At 73.6% G+C, this 19,327-nt stretch carries 15 protein-coding genes; 14 read left to right on the forward strand and 1 reads right to left on the reverse strand.

Translation table 11 applies throughout. The annotated features are described in order from the left end of the window. The first annotated feature begins 438 nt into the window (after window positions 1-438). From ABVB68_RS07405 to ABVB68_RS07455, 11 genes are all read left to right on the forward strand, one after another. Window positions 439-1,797, forward strand: coding sequence for a lectin (locus ABVB68_RS07405; RefSeq protein WP_353600070.1), 1,359 nt, complete (start codon window positions 439-441; stop codon window positions 1,795-1,797). A gap of 22 nt (window positions 1,798-1,819) precedes the next feature. Next, a complete protein-coding gene (locus tag ABVB68_RS07410) occupies window positions 1,820-4,000 on the forward strand; it encodes a pectate lyase-like domain-containing protein (RefSeq protein WP_353600071.1) in 2,181 nt (726 codons plus the stop codon). An 87-nt stretch (window positions 4,001-4,087) separates the two neighbouring features. Next, window positions 4,088-4,948, forward strand: coding sequence for an SCO4651 family lipoprotein (locus ABVB68_RS07415; RefSeq protein ID WP_353600072.1), 861 nt, complete (start codon window positions 4,088-4,090; stop codon window positions 4,946-4,948). A gap of 269 nt (window positions 4,949-5,217) precedes the next feature. After that, window positions 5,218-5,757, forward strand: coding sequence for a 2Fe-2S iron-sulfur cluster-binding protein (locus tag ABVB68_RS07420; RefSeq protein WP_353600073.1), 540 nt, complete (start codon window positions 5,218-5,220; stop codon window positions 5,755-5,757). Then, entirely contained in the window at window positions 5,754-6,749 is a 996-nt protein-coding gene (locus ABVB68_RS07425; protein ID WP_353600074.1) for an FAD binding domain-containing protein, read from the forward strand. Before ABVB68_RS07420 ends, ABVB68_RS07425 begins: the two co-directional genes overlap by 4 nt. Before the next feature lie 29 nt (window positions 6,750-6,778). Further along, a complete protein-coding gene (locus ABVB68_RS07430; RefSeq protein WP_353600075.1) occupies window positions 6,779-8,875 on the forward strand; it encodes a xanthine dehydrogenase family protein molybdopterin-binding subunit in 2,097 nt (698 codons plus the stop codon). Window positions 8,876-8,980: 105 nt separating this feature from the next. Beyond that, a complete protein-coding gene (locus tag ABVB68_RS07435; protein ID WP_353600275.1) occupies window positions 8,981-9,253 on the forward strand; it encodes a hypothetical protein in 273 nt (90 codons plus the stop codon). 109 nt (window positions 9,254-9,362) lie between these two features. After that, the gene (locus ABVB68_RS07440; protein ID WP_353600076.1) at window positions 9,363-10,175 is read left to right on the forward strand and encodes a LytR/AlgR family response regulator transcription factor; all 813 of its coding nucleotides are present in this window, start codon (window positions 9,363-9,365) and stop codon (window positions 10,173-10,175) included. Window positions 10,176-10,439: 264 nt separating this feature from the next. After that, window positions 10,440-10,829, forward strand: coding sequence for a hypothetical protein (locus tag ABVB68_RS07445; protein WP_353600077.1), 390 nt, complete (start codon window positions 10,440-10,442; stop codon window positions 10,827-10,829). A gap of 31 nt (window positions 10,830-10,860) precedes the next feature. Continuing rightward, on the forward strand, window positions 10,861-12,615 hold the full coding sequence (locus ABVB68_RS07450) for a sodium/solute symporter (RefSeq protein WP_353600078.1): 1,755 nt from the start codon (window positions 10,861-10,863) through the stop codon (window positions 12,613-12,615). A 306-nt stretch (window positions 12,616-12,921) separates the two neighbouring features. Further along, window positions 12,922-14,265: a sensor histidine kinase gene (locus tag ABVB68_RS07455; protein ID WP_353600079.1), complete on the forward strand. Its 1,344-nt coding sequence runs from the start codon at window positions 12,922-12,924 to the stop codon at window positions 14,263-14,265. 57 nt (window positions 14,266-14,322) lie between these two features. Here the strand turns inward: ABVB68_RS07455 and ABVB68_RS07460 are convergent, their stop codons facing one another. After that, window positions 14,323-14,508, reverse strand: coding sequence for an SDR family oxidoreductase (locus tag ABVB68_RS07460; RefSeq protein ID WP_353600080.1), 186 nt, complete (start codon window positions 14,506-14,508; stop codon window positions 14,323-14,325). Window positions 14,509-14,634: 126 nt separating this feature from the next. On the opposite strand from ABVB68_RS07460, the gene ABVB68_RS07465 reads away from it, so the two are divergent. The 3 genes from ABVB68_RS07465 (at window position 14,635) to ABVB68_RS07475 (ending at window position 19,074) form a co-directional block, all read left to right on the forward strand. Beyond that, entirely contained in the window at window positions 14,635-15,909 is a 1,275-nt protein-coding gene (locus tag ABVB68_RS07465; RefSeq protein ID WP_353600261.1) for a PP2C family protein-serine/threonine phosphatase, read from the forward strand. Between the two features lie 270 nt (window positions 15,910-16,179). Further along, the gene (locus tag ABVB68_RS07470) at window positions 16,180-16,908 is read left to right on the forward strand and encodes an ANTAR domain-containing protein (RefSeq protein ID WP_353600081.1); all 729 of its coding nucleotides are present in this window, start codon (window positions 16,180-16,182) and stop codon (window positions 16,906-16,908) included. Between the two features lie 645 nt (window positions 16,909-17,553). Continuing rightward, the gene (locus ABVB68_RS07475) at window positions 17,554-19,074 is read left to right on the forward strand and encodes a catalase (RefSeq protein ID WP_353600082.1); all 1,521 of its coding nucleotides are present in this window, start codon (window positions 17,554-17,556) and stop codon (window positions 19,072-19,074) included. Window positions 19,075-19,327 lie beyond the last annotated feature (253 nt).

Consider the following 19,327-nt stretch of genomic DNA (forward strand, 5'->3'; position numbering starts at 1 on the left):
GGAGTCTCGGCTCTGTCGACGCCTCGGAGACGGGAGTCTCGGCTCTGTCGACGCCTCGGAGACGGGAGTCTCGGCTCTGTCGACGCCTCGGAGACGGGAGTCTCGGCTCTGTCGACGCCTCGGAGACAGGAGTCTCGGCTCTGTCGGCGCCCCGGTCATGGGAGTCTCGGCTCTGTCGGCGCCCCGGTCATGGGAGTCTCGGCTCCGTCGGCGCCCCCCGGACACGGCAGTCTCAGCCCCGTCGGCGACCCCGGACACGCGGGTCCGGGCCCCGCCCCTCGGTGTCCAAGTCCGTGACCGCTGTCCGATCTCTTGACTCCAGTGGTCCGGACCTTTAACTTCACGCCTTAAACAAAGACGCCGGACGCGCCCAACACCCGGACACTCGCCGCACGTTGGGCGTGCTCCGCGCACCCCCCACCGAAAGGCCGCCCCCGCATGGCCAGAACCCTTCCCGCCGCCGTCTCGCTCGCGGTGCTCTCCCTCGCCACCGGCCTGCTCACCGCTGCCCCCGCCCAGGCCGCCACCGGCACCATCACCGGCCTGGCCGGCAAGTGTCTCGACGTCGCCGCGGCCGGCACCGCCGACGGCACCGCCGTCCAGCTCTACGACTGCAACGGCACCGGCGCCCAGCAGTGGTCGGTCGAGAGCGACGGCACCATCCGCGCCCTCGGCAAGTGCCTGGACGTGACCGGCAATTCGACCGCCGACGGAGCCAAGGCGCAGCTGTGGACCTGCACCGGCGGCGCGAACCAGAAGTGGACCGTCACGGCCGCCCACGACATCGTCAACCCGCAGGCGAACAAGTGCCTGGACGTCACCGACAACAACTCCGCCAACGGCACCCGGATACAGATCTGGAGCTGCGGCGGCGGCGCCAACCAGAAGTGGAACGCGCCCGGCTCGGGCGGCACCCCGCCGTCGGCCGGCTCGATGGCCGTGGCACCGTACCTGTACAACGGCTGGGGCAGCCCGCCCAGCCCGAGCACCATCACCCAGGCCACGGGCGTGAAGTGGTTCACCCTCGCCTTCGTGCTCAGCAACGGCTACTGCAACCCGCAGTGGGACGGCAGCCGCGCGCTGACCGGCGGCGTCGACCAGCAGACCGTCAACACCGTGCGGGCGAACGGCGGTGACGTCATCCCGTCCTTCGGCGGCTACAGCGGCAACAAGCTGGAGAGCTCCTGCTCCAGCGCGGGCGAACTCGCCGGCGCCTACCAGAAGGTGATCAACGCCTACGGCCTGAAGGCCATCGACATCGACATCGAGGCCGACGCCTACAGCAACCCGACCGTCCAGCAGCGCACGGTGGACGCGCTGAAGACGGTCAAGGCCAACAACCCGGGCCTGAAGGTGTACATCACCATCGGCACCGGGCAGAGCGGCCCCGACACCAGCCTCATCAACCGGGCCGCCTCCTCCGGGCTGACCGTGGACGCCTGGGCCGTCATGCCGTTCGACTTCGGCGGCGCCGGCCAGAACATGGGCAACCTCACCACGCAGGCCGCCGAGGGCCTGAAGAACGCCCTCAAGTCGGCGTACCACTACAGCGACGACCAGGCCTACCGGGACATGGGCATCTCGTCCATGAACGGCATCACCGACAACAACGAGACCGTCACGGTGAACGACTTCCGGACCATCCTCGCCTACGCCCAGCAGCACCACCTGGCCCGGCTCACCTTCTGGTCCGCCAACCGCGACCGGCCCTGCACCGGCGGCCCCGCCGACAGCTGCTCCGGCGTCGCCCAGTCCGCCTGGGACTACACCCGTGTCTTCGCCGGCTACACCGGCTGACCTACGCCCACCAGGAGAATCCGTGCCTCGCCTCACCCGCCGCCGCGCCTCGACCGCGGCCGCGCTGATCGCCGTGGCGGCCGCGTCCCTGCTCACCGCCGCCCCCACACCCGCGCAGGCCGCGGCCCTGCCCACCGGGTTCGCCACCGTCGTCAACGCCGCGAGCGGCAAATGCCTGGACGCCAAGGCCGCCGGCACCGCCAACGGCACCGCCGTGCAGCAGTACGCGTGCAACAACACCACCGCCCAGCAGTGGAGTTTCGCCGACGCCGGCGACGGCTACGTCCGCATCGGCAACCGCAACGACACCAACCAGGTCGCCGACGTCGCCGACGTGTCCACGGCCGACAACGCCGTGGTCCACCTGTGGACCTACGGCGGCGGCGCCAACCAGCAGTGGCTGCCGGTGGACGACGGCGGCGGCGCCTTCCACTTCGTGAACCGCAACAGCGGCAAGTGCCTGGACGATCCCGCCGCCTCGACCGCCGACGGCACCCAGTTCGTGCAGTACACCTGCAACGGCACCGCCGCGCAGCGCTTCCAGGTGGTCCCCGTGAACCAGTCGGCCGACCCCGACCTCGGCCCCAACGTCGTCGTCTTCGACCCGTCGATGCCCGCCTCGACGATCCAGAGCAGGCTGGACACGATCTTCCGCCAGCAGGAGACCAACCAGTTCGGCTCCCAGCGCTACGCCGTCCTGTTCAAGCCCGGCACCTACAGCGCCGACGTCAACGTCGGCTTCTACACCCAGGTCCTCGGTCTCGGTCTGACCCCGGACGCCGTCAACGTCAACGGCGCGGTGCACGCCGAGGCCGACTGGTTCCAGGGCAACGCCACGCAGAACTTCTGGCGCGGCGCCGAGAACCTCTCCGTCACCCCCAACGGCGGCGGCGACCGCTGGGCGGTCTCCCAGGCGGCGGCGTACCGCCGGATGCATCTGCGCGGCAACCTCGCCCTCGACGACGGCGGCTGGTCCTCCGGCGGCTACCTCGCCGACACCAAGGTCGACGGCCAGGTCAACTCCGGCAGCCAGCAGCAGTGGCTGACCCGCAACTCCCAGCTCGGCAGCTGGACCGGGTCCAACTGGAACATGGTCTTCGTCGGCAGCCAGGGCGTTCCGGCCACCGGCTTCCCCAAGCCGCCGTACACGACCGTCGCGCAGAGCCCGGTCACCCGCGAGAAGCCGTTCCTGTACGTCGACGGCTCCGGGAAGTACCGGGTGTTCGTGCCGTCGGTGCGCACCGACTCCACGGCGACCAGCTGGGCCGGCGGCAACCCGGCGGGCAGCTCGCTGTCCCTGGACACCTTCTACGTCGTCAAGCCCGGCGCCACCGCCGCCCAGATCGACTCGGCGCTCGCCGCGGGCAAGAACCTCCTCGTCACCCCGGGCGTCTACCACCTCGACCGGACCCTGAGGGTGACCCGCCCCGACACGGTCGTCCTCGGCCTCGGGCTCGCCACCTTCGTCCCCGACAGCGGCGTCACCGCCATGACCGTCGCCGACGTCGACGGCGTCAAGGTCGCCGGCCTGCTCTTCGACGCCGGCACCACCAGCTCGAAGACCCTCGTCGAGGTCGGGCCGGCCGGCTCCACCGCATCCCACGCGGCCGACCCGACCTCCCTGCACGACGTGTACTTCCGCGTCGGCGGCGCGGGCGTCGGCAAGGCGGCCACCAGCCTCGTCGTCAACAGCGACGACGTCATCGGCGACCACATGTGGATCTGGCGCGCCGACCACGGCAGCGGCGTCGGCTGGACCAGCAACACAGCCGACACCGGACTCGTCGTCAACGGCGACGACGTGACGATGTACGGGCTGTTCGTCGAGCACTTCCAGAAGTACCAGACGGTCTGGAACGGCAACGGCGGCCGCACCTACTTCTTCCAGAACGAGATGCCCTACGACCCGCCGAACCAGGCGGCCTGGATGAACGGCTCCACCCAGGGCTACGCGGCCTACAAGGTCGCCGACTCCGTCACCAGCCACCAGGCCTACGGGCTCGGCAGCTACTGCTACTTCAGTGCCGACCCCGCCGTCACCGCGGCCCACGCGATCGAGGCACCGGACAACCCGAACGTCCGCTTCACCAGCATGGTGACCGTCTCCCTCGGCGGCACCGGCACCATCAGCCATGTCGTCAACAACACGGGAGGACCCTCCAACTCCGGCACGAACGTGGCGAACCTGGTCCGCTACCCGTGACCGCGCGGGCGTGAGCGGCACCGGAGCGGGCAACCGGCATCGGGTCAAGTCCTCGCCGCACGGCCCGACTCGCAGGGAGACCGCACCGTGTCGAAAGCCCGTACCGCAAGCGCCCTCGCCGTCCTCGTCCTCGCCGCCGGGCTGACCGGCTGCGGCAGCGAGGACGGCACCGGGAAGGGCGGGGACGCACAAGCCCGGCCGAGTGCGACCCCGCCCGTCCGCGCCGTCCGGGACGCCTACGACAGGACGGTGGCGGCGGGCACCGCGAAGATGACCGTCACCACCGAGGCCGTGGCCGACGGCCAGGCTCTCACCGCCCGCGGCAGCGGGGTGGCCGACCTGAGGAACGGCGCCAGTTCGGTGACGCTGACGTCGCAGGGCGCCACCGTCGAGCAGCGCGTGGTCGACGGCGTGGTGTACCAGAAGCCGTCCGGCGGGCAGGGCGGTACCGTCCCCGGCGGCAAGACCTGGATGAGGATCGACCTCGCCCGGCTCACGAAGAAGGGATCGGCCGGACGGTCCCAGGTGACCGACCCCGCCGAGCCGGTGCGCTACCTCAAGGGCGTCGGCTCCGCGCACGTCACCCGTCTCGGCACCCAGACCCTCGACGGCACCCCCACCACCCGCTACCGCGTGTCCGTCCCCGTCTCCGCGCTCACCTCCGGCGACGCCGGACGGGAACGGGAGCTGCGGCGGCAGCTGGGCGGCTCCTCGCTGCCCGTGGAGCTGTGGCTGGACGAGCACGGCCGGCTGCGCCAGGAGAGCGTCCGGCTCACCCTGCACCCGCTGAAGGGCGTGACACCCGGCCAGGCGAACACCGCGGTGACGAGCACGACCGTGCTGCGCCTGTCGGACTACGGCACCGGCGCACGGATCACGGCCCCGCCCGCCGAGGACACCGCGGACGTCACCGACACGATGACCCGGACCCGCGCGGGGAGCAGCTGACCGAGGCAGGGGACGGTTGGCACAGGGGAGCAGCCGTGGCGGGGGACAGCTGACCCATGGGGAGCAGCCGCGGCGGGGGACTGCTGACCCACGGAGAGCAGCCGAGCGGGGGCGGCCGGCACGCGGGAGGCAGCCGGCCCGCGGGGCCGCCGATCCCGTGGGAGCAGGCGGCACGGCCGCCACGCGGGACAGCCGTTACGTGTGAGCCGCGCAGGCCTGGATACGCGTTCTGCACGGCAGCACCGCCCGTACGGAAGGTCGACCGTGCCATGACCAGCGCATACCAGCCAGGCCATCACTCGGAGGTCACCCTCCGGGTGAACGGAAAGCCCCACACCCTGCTCGTCGACCACCGGCGCGTCCTGCTGGACCTGCTGCGCGAGGACCTCGACCTCACCGGTTCCAAGAAGGGCTGCGACCACGGCCAGTGCGGTGTTTGCACCGTCCTGGTCGACGGGCGCCGCGTCAACAGCTGCCTGCTGCTCGCCGTCACCCTGAACGGCAGCGAGGTCACCACCGTCGAGGGCCTCGGCGGCGACGGGGAGGAGCCCCACCCGCTGCAGCGGGCCTTCCTGGACCGCGACGCGTTCCAGTGCGGTTACTGCACGCCCGGGCAGCTCTGCTCCGCCGTGGGCATGATCGCCGAGGCCGGGGCCGGCCACCCCTCCCATGTCACCGATCCCGCGGCCCCCTCCGGCCGGCCCGTGCCGCTGGACCCGCCGGAGATCCGCGAGCGCATGAGCGGCAACCTGTGCCGCTGCGGCGCCTATCCGCGCATCGTCGAGGCGGTGGAGGACGTGATCCGGTGAACGGCTTCGGATATCTCAGGCCCGGCAGCGTCCAGGAGGCCGTCGAGGCGTTCTCCGCCCACCCGGGCGCGTACTACCTGGCCGGCGGCACCAACCTGGTCGACCTGCTCAAACTCGGCGTGGAACGCCCCACCACCCTCATCGACGTCGGCCGGCTGCCGCTGGACACCGTCGAGGAGCTGCCCGACGGTTCCCTGCGGGTCGGCGCCACCGTCCGCAACAGCGACCTGGCCGCCGACCCACGCGTGCGCGACCGCTACCCGGCGCTGTCCCAGGCCCTCCTCTCCGGCGCCTCCGGGCAGCTGCGCAACGCCGCCACCACCGGCGGCAACCTGCTCCAGCGCACCCGCTGCCCCTACTTCCAGGACCTGGGAAAGCCCTGCAACAAGCGGACCCCGGGCACCGGCTGCGGTGCGCGGGACGGCGTCCACCGCGACCACGCGGTCCTCGGCCACTCCGAGCACTGCATCGCCACCAACCCCTCCGACATGGCCGTCGCCCTCGCCGCCCTCGACGCCCAGGTCGAGCTGTACGGCACCGAGGGCACCCGCCGCCTCGCGGTCGCCGACTTCCACCGGCTGCCGGGCGAGCATCCCGAGCGTGACACCTGGATCCGCCCCGGCGAGCTGATCACCGGCGTGCTGCTCCCGGCCACCACCGCCGGCGCCCCGTCCGCCTACCGCAAGGCCCGCGACCGGGCGTCGTACGCCTTCGCCCTCGCCTCCGTGGCCGTCGTGCTGCGGGTCGCGGACGGAGTCGTCGACCAGGTCGGCATCGCCTTCGGCGGGCTCGCCCACCGGCCCTGGCGGGCCCGGCACACCGAGCTGGCCCTGCTGGGCGCCCCCGCCACGCCCGCGGCCTTCGAAGGCGCCGTGTCGCTCGAACTCGCGCACGCCGAACCACTGCGGGACAACGGCTACAAGGTCCCCCTCGCCCGCAACCTCGCCCTGGACGTCCTCGGCCGGCTCACCCCGACACCCGCCCGGGTCTGAGCCGACCGGCAAGGCATTGGAGGTCTCCCATGACCGGCACCGCCCTGGGCGCACCCGCCGAGCGCCGGGAAGGACGGCAGAAGGTGGCCGGCGCCGCCCGCTACGCCGCCGAGTACGCCCTGCCCGGCCGCGCCCACGCCTGGCCCGTGCCCGCCGCGATCGCCCGCGGCCGGGTCACCGGCGTCGACACCTCCGCCGCCCTCGCCCTGCCCGGTGTCCTCGCCGTCCTCACCCCCGGTGACGCGCCCCGCCTCGCCGAACCCGAGGACGCCACCCTCGCGGTCCTGCAGAACCCGGACGTGCCGCACCGCGGCTGGTGCGTGGCCCTCGCCGTCGCCGAGACCCCCGAAGCGGCCCGCGCCGCCGCCCGCGGCGTCCGCGTCACGTACGCCACCCAGCCCCACGACGTCGGCTTCACCGAAGACCACCCGAACGCCTACGAGCCGGACGACGTCGCCGGCCGGCCCGGCCGCGTCGAGCGCGGTGACCCGGAAGCCGCCTTCGCCGCCGCCGAGATCCGCGTCGACGCCGTCTACCGGGTGCCGCCGCTGCACAACCACCCGATGGAGCCGCACGCGAGCACCGCCCACTGGGACGGCGACCGGCTCACCGTCTACACCTCCAGCCAGGGCGGCACGGCCGTCCGGTCCGTACTCGCCCGGCTGTTCGAGCTGCCCGAGGAGCGGATCACCGTCGTCGCCGAGCATGTCGGCGGCGGCTTCGGCTCCAAGGGCACCCCGCGCCCCGACGTCGTCCTCGCCGCGATGGCCGCACGGCACACCGGCCGCCCCGTCACCCTGGCCTACCCGCGCCGGGACCTGGCCACCGTCGTCGGCCACCGCGCCCCCACGGTGCAGCGGATGCGGCTCGGCGCGAGCGCGGACGGCCGGCTCACCGCCCTGCTGCACGAGGTGACCACGTACACCTCCACCGTGCGGGCCTACGTGGAGCACGCCGCGTTCGTCTCCCGCGTCATGTACGCCACCCCCACCCTGCGCAGCAGCCACCGGGTGGTCCCGCTGGACGTACCCGGCCCGTCCTGGATGCGGGCCCCCGGCGAGGCGCCCGGCATGTACGCCCTGGAGTCGGCCGTGGACGAACTCGCCGACGTGCTCCGCATGGACCCGGTGGACCTGCGCGTCCGCAACGAACCGGACCGCGAGCCCGAGAGCGGCAAGCCGTTCAGCAGCCGGCACGTCGTGGAGTGCCTGCGCGAGGGCGCCCGCCGCTTCGGCTGGGCCGACCGCGACCCACGCCCCGGCTCACGCCGCGAGGGACCCTTCCTCATCGGCACCGGGGTGGCCGCCGCCACCTACCCCGTCGAGGTCGCCCCGTCCACGGCCACCGCGCAGGCCCTGCCCGACGGCGGCTTCGTCGTCCGGGTCAACGCCGCCGACATCGGCACCGGGGCCCGCACCGTCCTCGCCCAGGTGGCCGCCGACGCCCTCGGCGTGCCCCTGGAGCGGGTCCGCACCGAGGTCGGCCACAGCGACCTGCCTCCCGCCCCGCTGGCCGGCGGCTCCAGCGGCACCGCCTCCTGGGGCTGGGCCGTGCACGACGCGTGCGCCGAACTGGCCTCCCGGCTGGCCGGGCACACCGGGCCGCTGCCCACCGAAGGGATCGAGGTCCGCGCCGACACCACGGGCAAGGCAGACGCCGACAGCCCCTACGCGCGGCACGCGTTCGGCGCCCACTTCGCCGAGGTCGCCGTCGACACCGTCACCGGCGAGACCCGCGTGCGCCGGCTGCTCGGCGTCTATGCCGGCGGGCGGATCCTGAACGCCCGTACCGCACGCTCCCAGTTCGTCGGCGCCATGGTCATGGGCCTGGGCATGGCCCTCACCGAGCACAGCACCGTGGACCGGGCGTTCGGCGACTTCACCGAGTCCGACCTAGCCGGCTACCACGTACCCGTCCATGCCGACGTCCCCTGCGTCGAGGCCGAATGGATCGACGAGGACGACCCCCACCTCAACCCCATGGGCAGCAAGGGCGTCGGCGAGATCGGCATCGTCGGCACCGCCGCAGCCGTCGGCAACGCCGTCCACCACGCCACCGGGATCCGCTTCCGCGAACTGCCCCTCACCCCCGACCGGATCCTCATGGCCCTGCTGTCCGAGGGGTGACGACGACGGGCCCGACCTGGGAGTACGACGGCTGCCGGCCCCAGGAGGAGCGTCTGCGGGAACCCCTGTGCACCCCGGGCAGCAGACGGCGGCGCACCAGCTCCGGTGCGGCCCGGCACCGGGAAACCGGACGGCCGGCACCTCGCCCATCTCCACACCGGCACCACCGCGCCCGGCACGGTGTGGCTGCGCTGCCGGGCCCGCATCTCCGACATCGGTACGGGCCCGGCCGCCCGGCTCACCGCCGAGGTGCCCGTCCGGCACGCGAAGGAGGTCGCCGTACCGTCCTCCGGCCGTTCACCCGTCGACATCCGCCTGCGGGACCGGGGGATACCGGTGTACCCGGGGGAGACGGCACGGCCGGTGCTGCCCGCGTGAGGCCCGCACGGCCGTCCGCGATCTCGACGGCGGCGGCCCGGGGGGACCACGATGGGCACGGACACGACCGGCCGGGAGACGGCCGCAGAGGGACGAGGAGCCGCCGGACATGAGCGTGAGCGACACCCCGTTGCGCGTCCTGGCGGTGGACGACGAGGAACCCGCGCTCGCGGAGCTGATCTACCTCCTGGGCGAGGACCCCCGGGTCGGCCACGTGGTGCCCGCATCGGCGGCCACCGAGGCGCTGCGCCGGCTGAGCCGGTCCGTCGAGGCGGGCCCCGACGGACCGCGGGGATTCGACGTCGTCTTCCTCGACATCGACATGCCCGGCCTCGACGGCCTCGAACTGGCCAGGCTGCTCGGTGGGTTCGTCGCACCCCCGCTGATCGTCTTCGTCACCGCCCACGAGGACTTCGCGGTCCGCGCATTCGACCTCAAGGCCGTCGACTACCTGCTCAAGCCGCTGCGCAAGGAACGGTTCGCCGAGGCCGTGCGGCGCGTCGCCGAACTGGTCCGGGCCGGGCACGGGCCGCGCCCGGCCGCCCCGCCGGCGACCCCGCCCGGCCCGGTGTCCGCGCTGGACGACCAGGTCCCGGTGGAACTGGGCGGGGTGACCCGCTTCGTGCCCGTCGCCGACATCACCTACGTGGAGGCCCACGGCGACTACGCGCGGCTGCACACCGCCGGCGGCAGCCACCTGGTCCGCATCCCGCTGTCCGCCCTGGAGGAACAGTGGCGGCCCCGCGGCTTCGTACGGATCCACCGCAGCCGCCTGGTCGCCCTCGGCCGGATCGAGGAACTCCGGCTGGACGGCGGCAACCTGACGGTCCGGATCGGCGACCGGTTGCTCGCCGTGAGCCGGCGCAACGCCCGGGAACTACGGGACCTGCTGACCGGCCACGCGGCGGCCCGGTCCCGCTGAGCCGGAACGTGAGAGGGGCGGGGGAGGGGGACGCCGGGCCGGGGTGTGTGGGACGGGGCGTGCGGTCCGGGGGCCCGGGAGTCGCACCGGGGGTGAGATGGGTCCGGGTGGGGGACGGGGTCCCGGCGCGAGGCCGGGGCCGGGTGTGATCGGGGCCCGGTGTGACGGAGCTGTGGCGAATCTCGTCCGGCGGCTGTCTCCCCACCGGCCCGCTGCGTACACTCGCCGCACACAGGTGATCACCGCGGCGTCGGGGAGTGCGTCATGGGTGCCAGGTCCGTCCCTCGCCGAGAGGTGGTCACCGGACGGCCGCACACCGCCGGCGGCACGGCCGTACCCCGCTCGGCGCCTGTGCCGGACCCGCACCCGGCCGCACAACCGGACGGCGAGGTACGCGAGGTGATGCGGCGTCAGCTGCGGGCCGCCCTCGTCGCCACCGCCCTGCTCGCGGCCCTCGTCGGACTGCTCCCCGTACTCCTGCGGGTACTGCCGTTCCCCGGCACCGCCTCCCGCGTCCCGCCGGCCGTCTGGCTGCTCCTGGGCGTGGCACCGTACCCGGCTCTGCTGGCCATCGGCGCCTGGTACGTGTGCCGGGCCGAACGCAACGAGACCGGCGCGGCCGCTCCCGCTCCCGCTCCCGGGAAACGCCCCTGACCATGCGCCGAGCACCCGCCGGGACCGCCCGGTGAACCAGACGTACGGCATCGCGGGCGTGACGGCCGTGGTCCTCGCCACGGTCCTCGTCGGCGCGCTCGGCCTGCGCATCTCCCGGACCACCTCCGACTTCTACGTGGCCTCCCGCACCGTCGCCCCGCGGCTGAACGCCTGCGCGGTCAGCGGCGAGTACCTGTCCGCCGCGTCCTTCCTCGGCGTCGCCGGACTGGTCCTCGCCGAGGGCGCCGACATGCTGTGGTTCCCCATCGGCTACACCGCCGGGTTCCTCGTCCTGCTGGCGTTCGTCGCCGCCCCGCTGCGCCGCTCCGGGGCCTACACGCTGCCCGACTTCGCCGAGGCCCGGCTCGAGTCACGGGCGGTCCGCGGGATCGCCGGCGTGCTCGTCGTCGGCATCGGCTGGCTCTATCTGCTGCCCCAGCTGCGCGGCGCCGGCCTGACCCTCAGGCTCCTCACCGGCGCCCCGGGCCGACTCGGCGGCCTGCTCGTCGCCGCCGTCGTGACCGCGGCCGTCGCCGCCGGCGGCATGCGCAGCATCACCTTCGTCCAGGCGTTCCAGTACTGGCTGAAACTCACTGCCCTGCTGGTGCCCGTGGCGTTCCTGCTGCTCGCCTGGCGCGCCGACCACACCCCGGCGCCCGCCTGGGACGAGCGGCCCGTCTTCCACCGCTCCACCGAGGTGCGCCTCGACACGGCGCTCACCCTCACCGTGCGCGAACCGGTCCGGGTGACCGTGTCCGGAACCGTCGACGACCTTCCCCTGCACGGTGGTTCACTCCGGCTGACCGAGGGCCGGCACCGGATCGGCGCGCACACCACGCTGCGCTTCCCGGCCGGCGCCGTCGCCCCGATGCCGGACCGGACGGCCCACCGCGCCGCCCCCGCCAGCTGGGCCGAACCCCTGTCGTCGAGCCGCGGCCAGCACAGCCTGTACGCCACCTACGGGCTCATTCTCGCCACCTTCCTCGGCACCATGGGCCTGCCGCACGTCGTCGTGCGCTTCTACACCAGCCCCGACGGCCGCGCCGCGCGCCGCACCACCGTGATCGTGCTCGGCCTGCTCGGCGCCTTCTACCTGCTGATACCCCTGTACGGCATGCTGGGCCGGCTCTATGCGCCGGACCTGCTGCTCACCGGCGACACCGACGCGGCGGTCCTCGTCCTGCCGCAGCGGCTGGTCGGCGGCATCGGCGGCGACCTGCTCGGCGCCCTCGTGGCGGGCGGTGCCTGCGCGGCGTTCCTGTCCACGGCCTGCGGACTCACCATGTCCGTGGCGGGCGTGCTCGCCCAGGACGTGCTGCCCACGCTCGGCATCCGCCGCATCCGCCACTTCCGGCTGGCCACACTGCCGGCGATCGCGGTGCCCACGGCGGCGGGCACCGTGGTCGGCGACCTGCCGGTGGCCGACGCGGTCGGGCTCGCCTTCGCCGTGTCCGCCTCCTCGTTCTGTCCGCTGCTCGTCCTCGGCATCTGGTGGCGCGGCCTGACGCCGCCCGGCGCCATCGCCGGACTGCTGCTCGGCGGCGGCTCGGCGCTCACCGCGGTGACGGTCACCATCGCGGGCGGTGCGCGTTCGGGCTGGCTGCACACGCTGCTCGCCTGGCCCGCCGTCTGGTCCGTACCGGTCGGCTTCACGGCCATGGTGCTGACGTCCCTGGCCACCCGCGACCGCGTCCCCGCGGGCACCGCGGCGACGATGGCCCGGCTGCACCTGCCCGAACCGTCGGCGCCCCGCCCCGGCCCCACCCCCACGACCCCCACCACCTGACCGAGGGACCACCGTGCACCTACGCGCCCCGCACCCGAAAGCCACCCCCGGCCTCCCGGACCACCCCCGCGCCCCCGAGGCCCGCAACCCCGCATCCGGCCCCCCGAACCGCCCCCGCGGCACCGAGGCCCGGAACCCTGCCTCCGGCCCCCCGAACCGCTCCGGCGGCCCCGAATCCCGGGACCCCGCCCCCACTGGTCTCCGGTCGTCCGCCCTCCGGTTCGGCGACCCGGGGGAGCGGGGCCGTCCGTCGTACCGGAACGGGCCGGGCGGTCTCCCCTTCCGTCGCCGGAGGGCGTGCCGCCCATGACCGTGCTCCTCGTCACCGTCCTCGTCCTGGCCGGGCTCGCCGCGTTCGTCCTGGGGGCCGGGCTCGGGCACCGCGCGGCCCGCCGGCAGCAGGAGCACTCGGCCGGCGGTGACGCGGCGGGCGCGGCCTTCCACGTCCTGCACGCCGCCTCGCGCGCGGCGGCACCCCTGCGCGCCGGACTGACCCCCGACACCGCCCGCAAGGCGCTCCGCCGGCTGCGCCCCCTCCTCGACGTGCCCGCACTGGCCGTCTGCGCCACCCCCACGCCGGACACCACCTCCACGCCCGGCACCACCTCCACGCCCGGCACCGCCCCCACGCCCGGCACCGCCCCCACGCCCGGCACCGCCCCCACGCCCGGCACCGCCCCCACGCCCGGCACCGCTTCCCCCGCCACCGCCTCCGCCGGCGCGGCCGAGGGCGTTCTCGCCTGGGACGGTGTCGCCGAACACCACCGCGACCGGCTCGCGGCCCGGTTCACCCCCACCCCGCGCACCCGGACGTTCGCGCTGCCGTGCGACGAGGAGGACTGCCCCGTGCGCTGGGCCGTGCTGGTTCCCCTCACGGCCGGCGGCAGGACCGTGGGCGCGCTCGCCGTACTCGCCGGCGCGGAGTCCGCCGTCCTGGTCCGGGCCGCGGAGGAAGCGGCCCGCAGGCTCTCCGTGGAACTCGACCTCGCCGACCTCGACCGGGCCCGGGCCGGCGCGTACGAGGCCGAGGTCCGGGCCCTGCGCGCCCAGATCTCCCCGCACTTCATCTACAACTCCCTGGCGAGCATCGCTTCCTTCGTGCGCACCGACCCCGAACGGGCCCGCGAACTCCTCCTGGAGTTCGCCGACTTCACCCGCTACTCCTTCCGCCGCGACGGCGACTTCACCACCCTCGCCGAGGAGTTGCGCTCCATCGAGCAGTACCTGGAACTGGCCCGCGCCCGCTTCGGCCCCCGGCTGAAGGTCACCCTGCGCATCGCCCCCGAGGTACTGCCCGTGACGCTCCCCTTCCTCTGTCTGCAGCCCCTCGTCGAGAACGCCCTCAAGCACGGCCTGGAGGAGTCCGGCGAACGCAGCGGTGTCACGATCGCGGCCGAGGACGAGGGGACCGAGGCCCGGGTCGTCGTCGAGGACAACGGCAGGGGCATGGAACCGGAACGCCTGCGCGCCGTCCTGCGCGGCACGGCCGGTCCCGCAACCGGCATCGGCCTGCGCAACGTCGACCGGAGGCTGCGCCAGGTCTACGGCGACGACTACGGCCTCGTCATCGAGACGGGCGTCGGAGCCGGCACGAAGGTCACGGTCCGCGTCCCGAAGTTCCGGCCGGGTGTCCAGGCACCGCCGCCCTGACCCGGGCAGCGGCCCGAGCCCGCCGCGCGGGCGTCGGCGGTGACCGCGCCGCGGACGTCAGCGGGCGATGAACTGCTGGCCGCCGTCGATGTCGTACGTCGCGCCGGTCAGGACCTCGTTGCCCATGATGTGGACGGCCAGAGCGGCGACGTCGGCCGGGCCCACGACCCGGCGGACGGGCAGCGTCGCCCGAAGCTCCTCGCGCCTCGCCTCCAGCCCGTCACCCAGGAGCGCGGCCGACAACCTTCGTCCCCCCGGAGCGGGAGGCCGTACCTGAGAGCCGGAGCCGACGGGTAAAACGTGGCAGTCTGGAACAGAGCCGACGGGATTCGCTGTTCGCTCGGTGCGAGAGGCGGCACCGCCGTGACCATGGAAGGCTCGGGCGGAGAACGCATGCTGGCCGGACTGCTGGCCGCGAGCCACCTCATGCCGTTGGAGGCGCTGCCCCGCGAGGCCAACGAGTACGCGACGGCCACCGGACTGGGCCGGGTGCGGATCTACCTCGCCGACCTGCAGCACACGGTTCTGCGTCTCATGACCGGCTCCGGCCCGGACGCCGCCGCGAACCCGGACGGCGGCGCGGCCGAGCTGCACATCGACACCACCCTGGCCGGCCGCGCCTACCAGTTCGGCCAGATCGTCCCGGCCACGGCCGACGCGGACGGCCAGCACTGGTGGGTGCCGCTGCTGGACGGCACCGAGCGGCTCGGAGTGCTGCACATCGTCGCCGCCGCACACGATGAGCGCATCGGCGAGGACATGACCGCGCTGGCGTCCTTGCTGGCACTGATCATCGTCAGCAAGCGGGACCACAGCGACTCCTACGCACGTCTGGTGCGGACCGCGCCGATGGCCGTGGCCGCGGAGATGCAGTGGAGCCTGACGGCCCCGCGCACCTACGCGGACGGCCGCGTGGTGGTCTCCGCGGTCATGGAACCCGCCTACGACATCAGCGGGGACGCCTTCGACTACGCGACGGCCGGACAGGTCGTGCACCTGTCCGTCTTCGACGCCATGGGTCACGACACCGCCGCCGGTCTGACCGCGAACCTGGCCATGGCGGCCTGCCGCAACGCCCGCCGGCAGGGCGCGGACCTGGTCGAGATCACCGAGATCATCGAAAAGGTGCTGCACGACCAGTTCTCCGACGGCTCCTACGCGACCGGCGTGCTGGCCGATCTGGACACCGTCACCGGGGTGCTGAGCTGGGTCAACCGCGGTCACCTCCCGCCCGTGCTCATCCGCGGGGGCCGCTGGACGACCCGGCTGCGCTGCCCGCCCGCCCATCCCATGGGCACCCGGCTCGGTCTGGAGGCCGCCGTCTGCCGCGAGCAGCTCGAACCCGGCGATCGCATCGTGCTCTACACCGACGGCATCACCGAAGCCCGGCGCGCGGGCACCGAATTCGGCCTCGACCGTTTCATCGACTTCCTCATCCGCCATCATGCCGACGGCCTTCCGGTCCCCGAGACCCTGCGCCGTCTCACCAGGGCCGTCGTCGAGCACCACGACGGCCACCTGCAGGACGACGCCACCGTCCTGCTCTGCGAATGGCTCGGCCCCACACCGGCCGACCGCCGCGCGGCAGCCGAGACGGGGCTCACGCTCCGGCCGAGTCTCCGCCTCCCGGAACCGCCGCCCTGACCGGGGCCGCGGCCCACGCGCCCCACCGCACGCGCGAGGCGGAAGCGGTTCCCCCTCCCGCCGCCGGCACCGGCGGCCCGATCGGGCGGGGTGCGCGTGAGGCCCACCATGCGGGGAACCCGGGTGGACTGCGGGAAAGCCGCGCTGATCCGGCACGCGTGCAGGTGTGAAGCGGCGGCCGCACCGGGGTGTCCTTCGGACCGGATCTCCGATTCCTCGGTGGCACCCACGACGCCGACCAAGGGGCCGCCGGCCTCGTGAAGGATTTCGATGAGTACTGAAGACGCCTACGACGAGAACCGCATCACCCAGTGGCTGCTCGAAACCGATTCGCTGGAGGGGTTTCTCCAGGCGCTGGCCGACGCCGCCCTGAAGCTGTCCAACGCCCTGGGGGTCGGGGTGACGCTGGAGAGGGACGGCCGGCCGCTCACGGTCGTCAACGCGGGAATCGCGGCCCCCGAGCTGGACGAGAAGCAGTACGGGCTGGACGACGGCCCCTGTCTGCAGTCGCTGCGCACCGGCGAGGAGGTCGTCGTCGACGACATGCTCGGGGAGAGCCGCTGGGGAGACTACCCCGCCTTCGCGGTGGCCAGCGGGGTCCGCTCCTCCCTCTCGCTGCCGATCGCCGCCCACACGCACACCGCCGGTGCCCTCAACCTCTACGCCGGGCCGTCCCGCGCGTTCGGGGAGGAGGCCGCCCGCACGGCAGTGCGTCCGCTCGCCGCCCAGGCCACCGGCGGTATCGCGCTGGCCCAGCGGATGGCCGACGTGCGGGACTTCGCCGACCAACTGCAGACCGCGATGAAGTCCCGCAGCGTCATCGACCAGGCCATGGGCGTGGTCATGGGCCAGAACCGGTGCACCGCCGAAGCGGCGTTCAACATCCTCCGGTCCGCCTCCCAGCACCGCAACGTCAAACTCCGCGACCTGTGCGCCGAACTGATCACCGGCCTCACCGGTGAGCCCCCCGCCGAACCCGAACTGCGTCACCGCCCCTGAGGTCGTACCGGCCGCTCGGGGCGGTGACGTCGTACCGGGCCGGCCGGGGCCCGGTGCCGGACGCGGCCGTGGCGTCGTACCGGGCGGCTCAGGGGTCGGTTCCGGTGTGCTCGTCGATGCCCGCCCGCCCGCGGTAGGCCCGTACCGGCTCCGGGGCGGCGGGCCCACGGGGAGCGCGGCCCACACGCCCCTGCAGCAGACGCCGCCGACCGGCCACCTGCAACCCCAGGCACACCCGCTTCCCCCGCGTGGCGCGCGGCGAACGGCATCACCGCCCGGCCGGCCCGGCCCGGCCCGGCCCCGGACGCCGGGACCGTCGTCGCGATCCCGCCACGGGCCCCCTGAGCGCGTACGGCCGAAACCAGGTCCCGCCCGTACGGCCGAAACCAGGTCCAGCCCGTACGGCCGGAACACGCTCCCGCCGCGCCCGGCCGGGTCCCGGGAGGCGCCGGTGGGCCGGGACGAGCGCGTTTGACTCGCATTCTCCGGGTCACGCGACACATGTGGGAACGAGACGCCGTCGCGGGCCGTCCCCGCCGCGTCCGCGGCGTACGGCGCGGCGACGGCGGCCGCACCGCACCGACCGGACGTCGGCGTGCCAGGAGCCCCGGCTCGGACGCCGACGCACCACGAAAGGGCTGACCCATGACGGAGATCCGACCCCACACCACCACTGATTCCGGCGCACCGGCGGAGAGCGACGAACACTCGCTGACCGTCGGTCCCGACGGTCCGGTCCTGCTGCAGGACGCCTATCTGATCGAGCAGATGGCGCAGTTCAACCGAGAGCGGATTCCGGAACGGCAGCCGCATGCCAAGGGGAGCGGCGCCTTCGGCCACTTCGAGGTGACGCACGACGTGAGCGCGTACACCAAGGCGGCCGTGTTCCAGCCCGGTACCCGCACCGACCTGGTCGCCCGCTTCTCGACCGTCGCCGGCGAGCGGGGCAGCCCGGACACCTGGCGCGACCCGCGCGGCTTCGCGGTGAAGTTCTACACCAGCGAAGGCAACTACGACATGGTCGGCAACAACACCCCGGTGTTCTTCGTGAAGGATCCGATGAAGTTCCAGCACTTCATCCGGTCCCAGAAGCGCCGTGCGGACAACAACCTGCGCGACCACGACATGCAGTGGGACTTCTGGACCCTCTCCCCGGAGTCCGCCCACCAGGTCACCTGGCTGATGGGCGACCGCGGCATCCCGCGGACCTGGCGCCACATGAACGGCTACACCTCGCACACCTACATGTGGATCAACGCCGCGGGCGAGCGGTTCTGGGTGAAGTACCACTTCAAGACCGACCAGGGCATCGAGTTCTTCACCCAGCACGAGGCCGACCAGATGGCCGCGGTCGACACGGACTACCACACCCGGGACCTCTTCGAGCACATCCGGGACGGCGACCACCCGAGCTGGACGCTGTACGTGCAGGTCATGCCCTACGGGGAGGCCCCGGGCTACCGGTTCAACCCGTTCGACCTCACCAAGGTGTGGCCGCACGGCGACTACCCGCTCATCCCGGTCGGCCGCATGACGCTCGACCGCAACCCGACCGACAACCACGCCCAGATCGAACAGGCGGCGTTCCAGCCCAACAATCTGGTCCCCGGCATCGGACCGAGCCCGGACCGCATGCTGCTGGCCCGGCTGTTCTCCTACGCCGACGCCCACCGCTACCGCATCGGCGCCAACTACCAGCAACTGCCCGTGAACGCCCCCGTCGTCGACGTCCACACGTACTCCAAGGACGGGGCGATGGCCTACCGGTACACGACCGACCCGGTGTACGCCCCGAACTCCAAGGGCGGCCCCGCGGCGGACACCGAGCACTACGGATCCCCGCCCAGCTGGACCGCGGACGGCGAGATCACCCGCGCCGCCTACGTCTCCCACCAGGAGGACGACGACTGGGGGCAGCCCGGCACCATGGTCCGTGAGGTCCTGGACGACGCCGCCCGCGACCGCCTGGTCGACAACGTCGTCGGACATCTCCTCAACGGGGTGAGTGAGCCCGTCCTCGAGCGGGCCTTCACGTACTGGTCCAACATCGACGAGACCATCGGCAAGCGCATCGCCGACGGGGTGCGGGCCAAGGCCGACGAGAAGGACCCCAAGGCCGCCGAACAGGGCAACCCGGCACGGCGCTCCATGCAGGACAAGGCATAGCGAAGTCCCGGTACGGCCCCGGGACGAGGACGAGCGGGGCGAATACGGCGGACGGCGCCGCGCCGGCGGCTCGCCAGGGGAGCGGGGACGCTCCCTCACTCCGGGGCCGGTCATCCCCGCGGACCGCGCCTGCCCGCGCCCCGGACCTGCCTGGTCCCCTCCCCGCCGGGGCAGCCCGGCGGGGCTCCGCGGCGGCCGAGCGGACGCGCAGGGGCAGCCGGTCCGCGGGCAGGAGCGCCGTTCGGCGCTCGCG

Source organism: Streptomyces sp. NPDC096012, assembly GCF_040426375.1.
Taxonomy (GTDB): domain Bacteria; phylum Actinomycetota; class Actinomycetes; order Streptomycetales; family Streptomycetaceae; genus Streptomyces.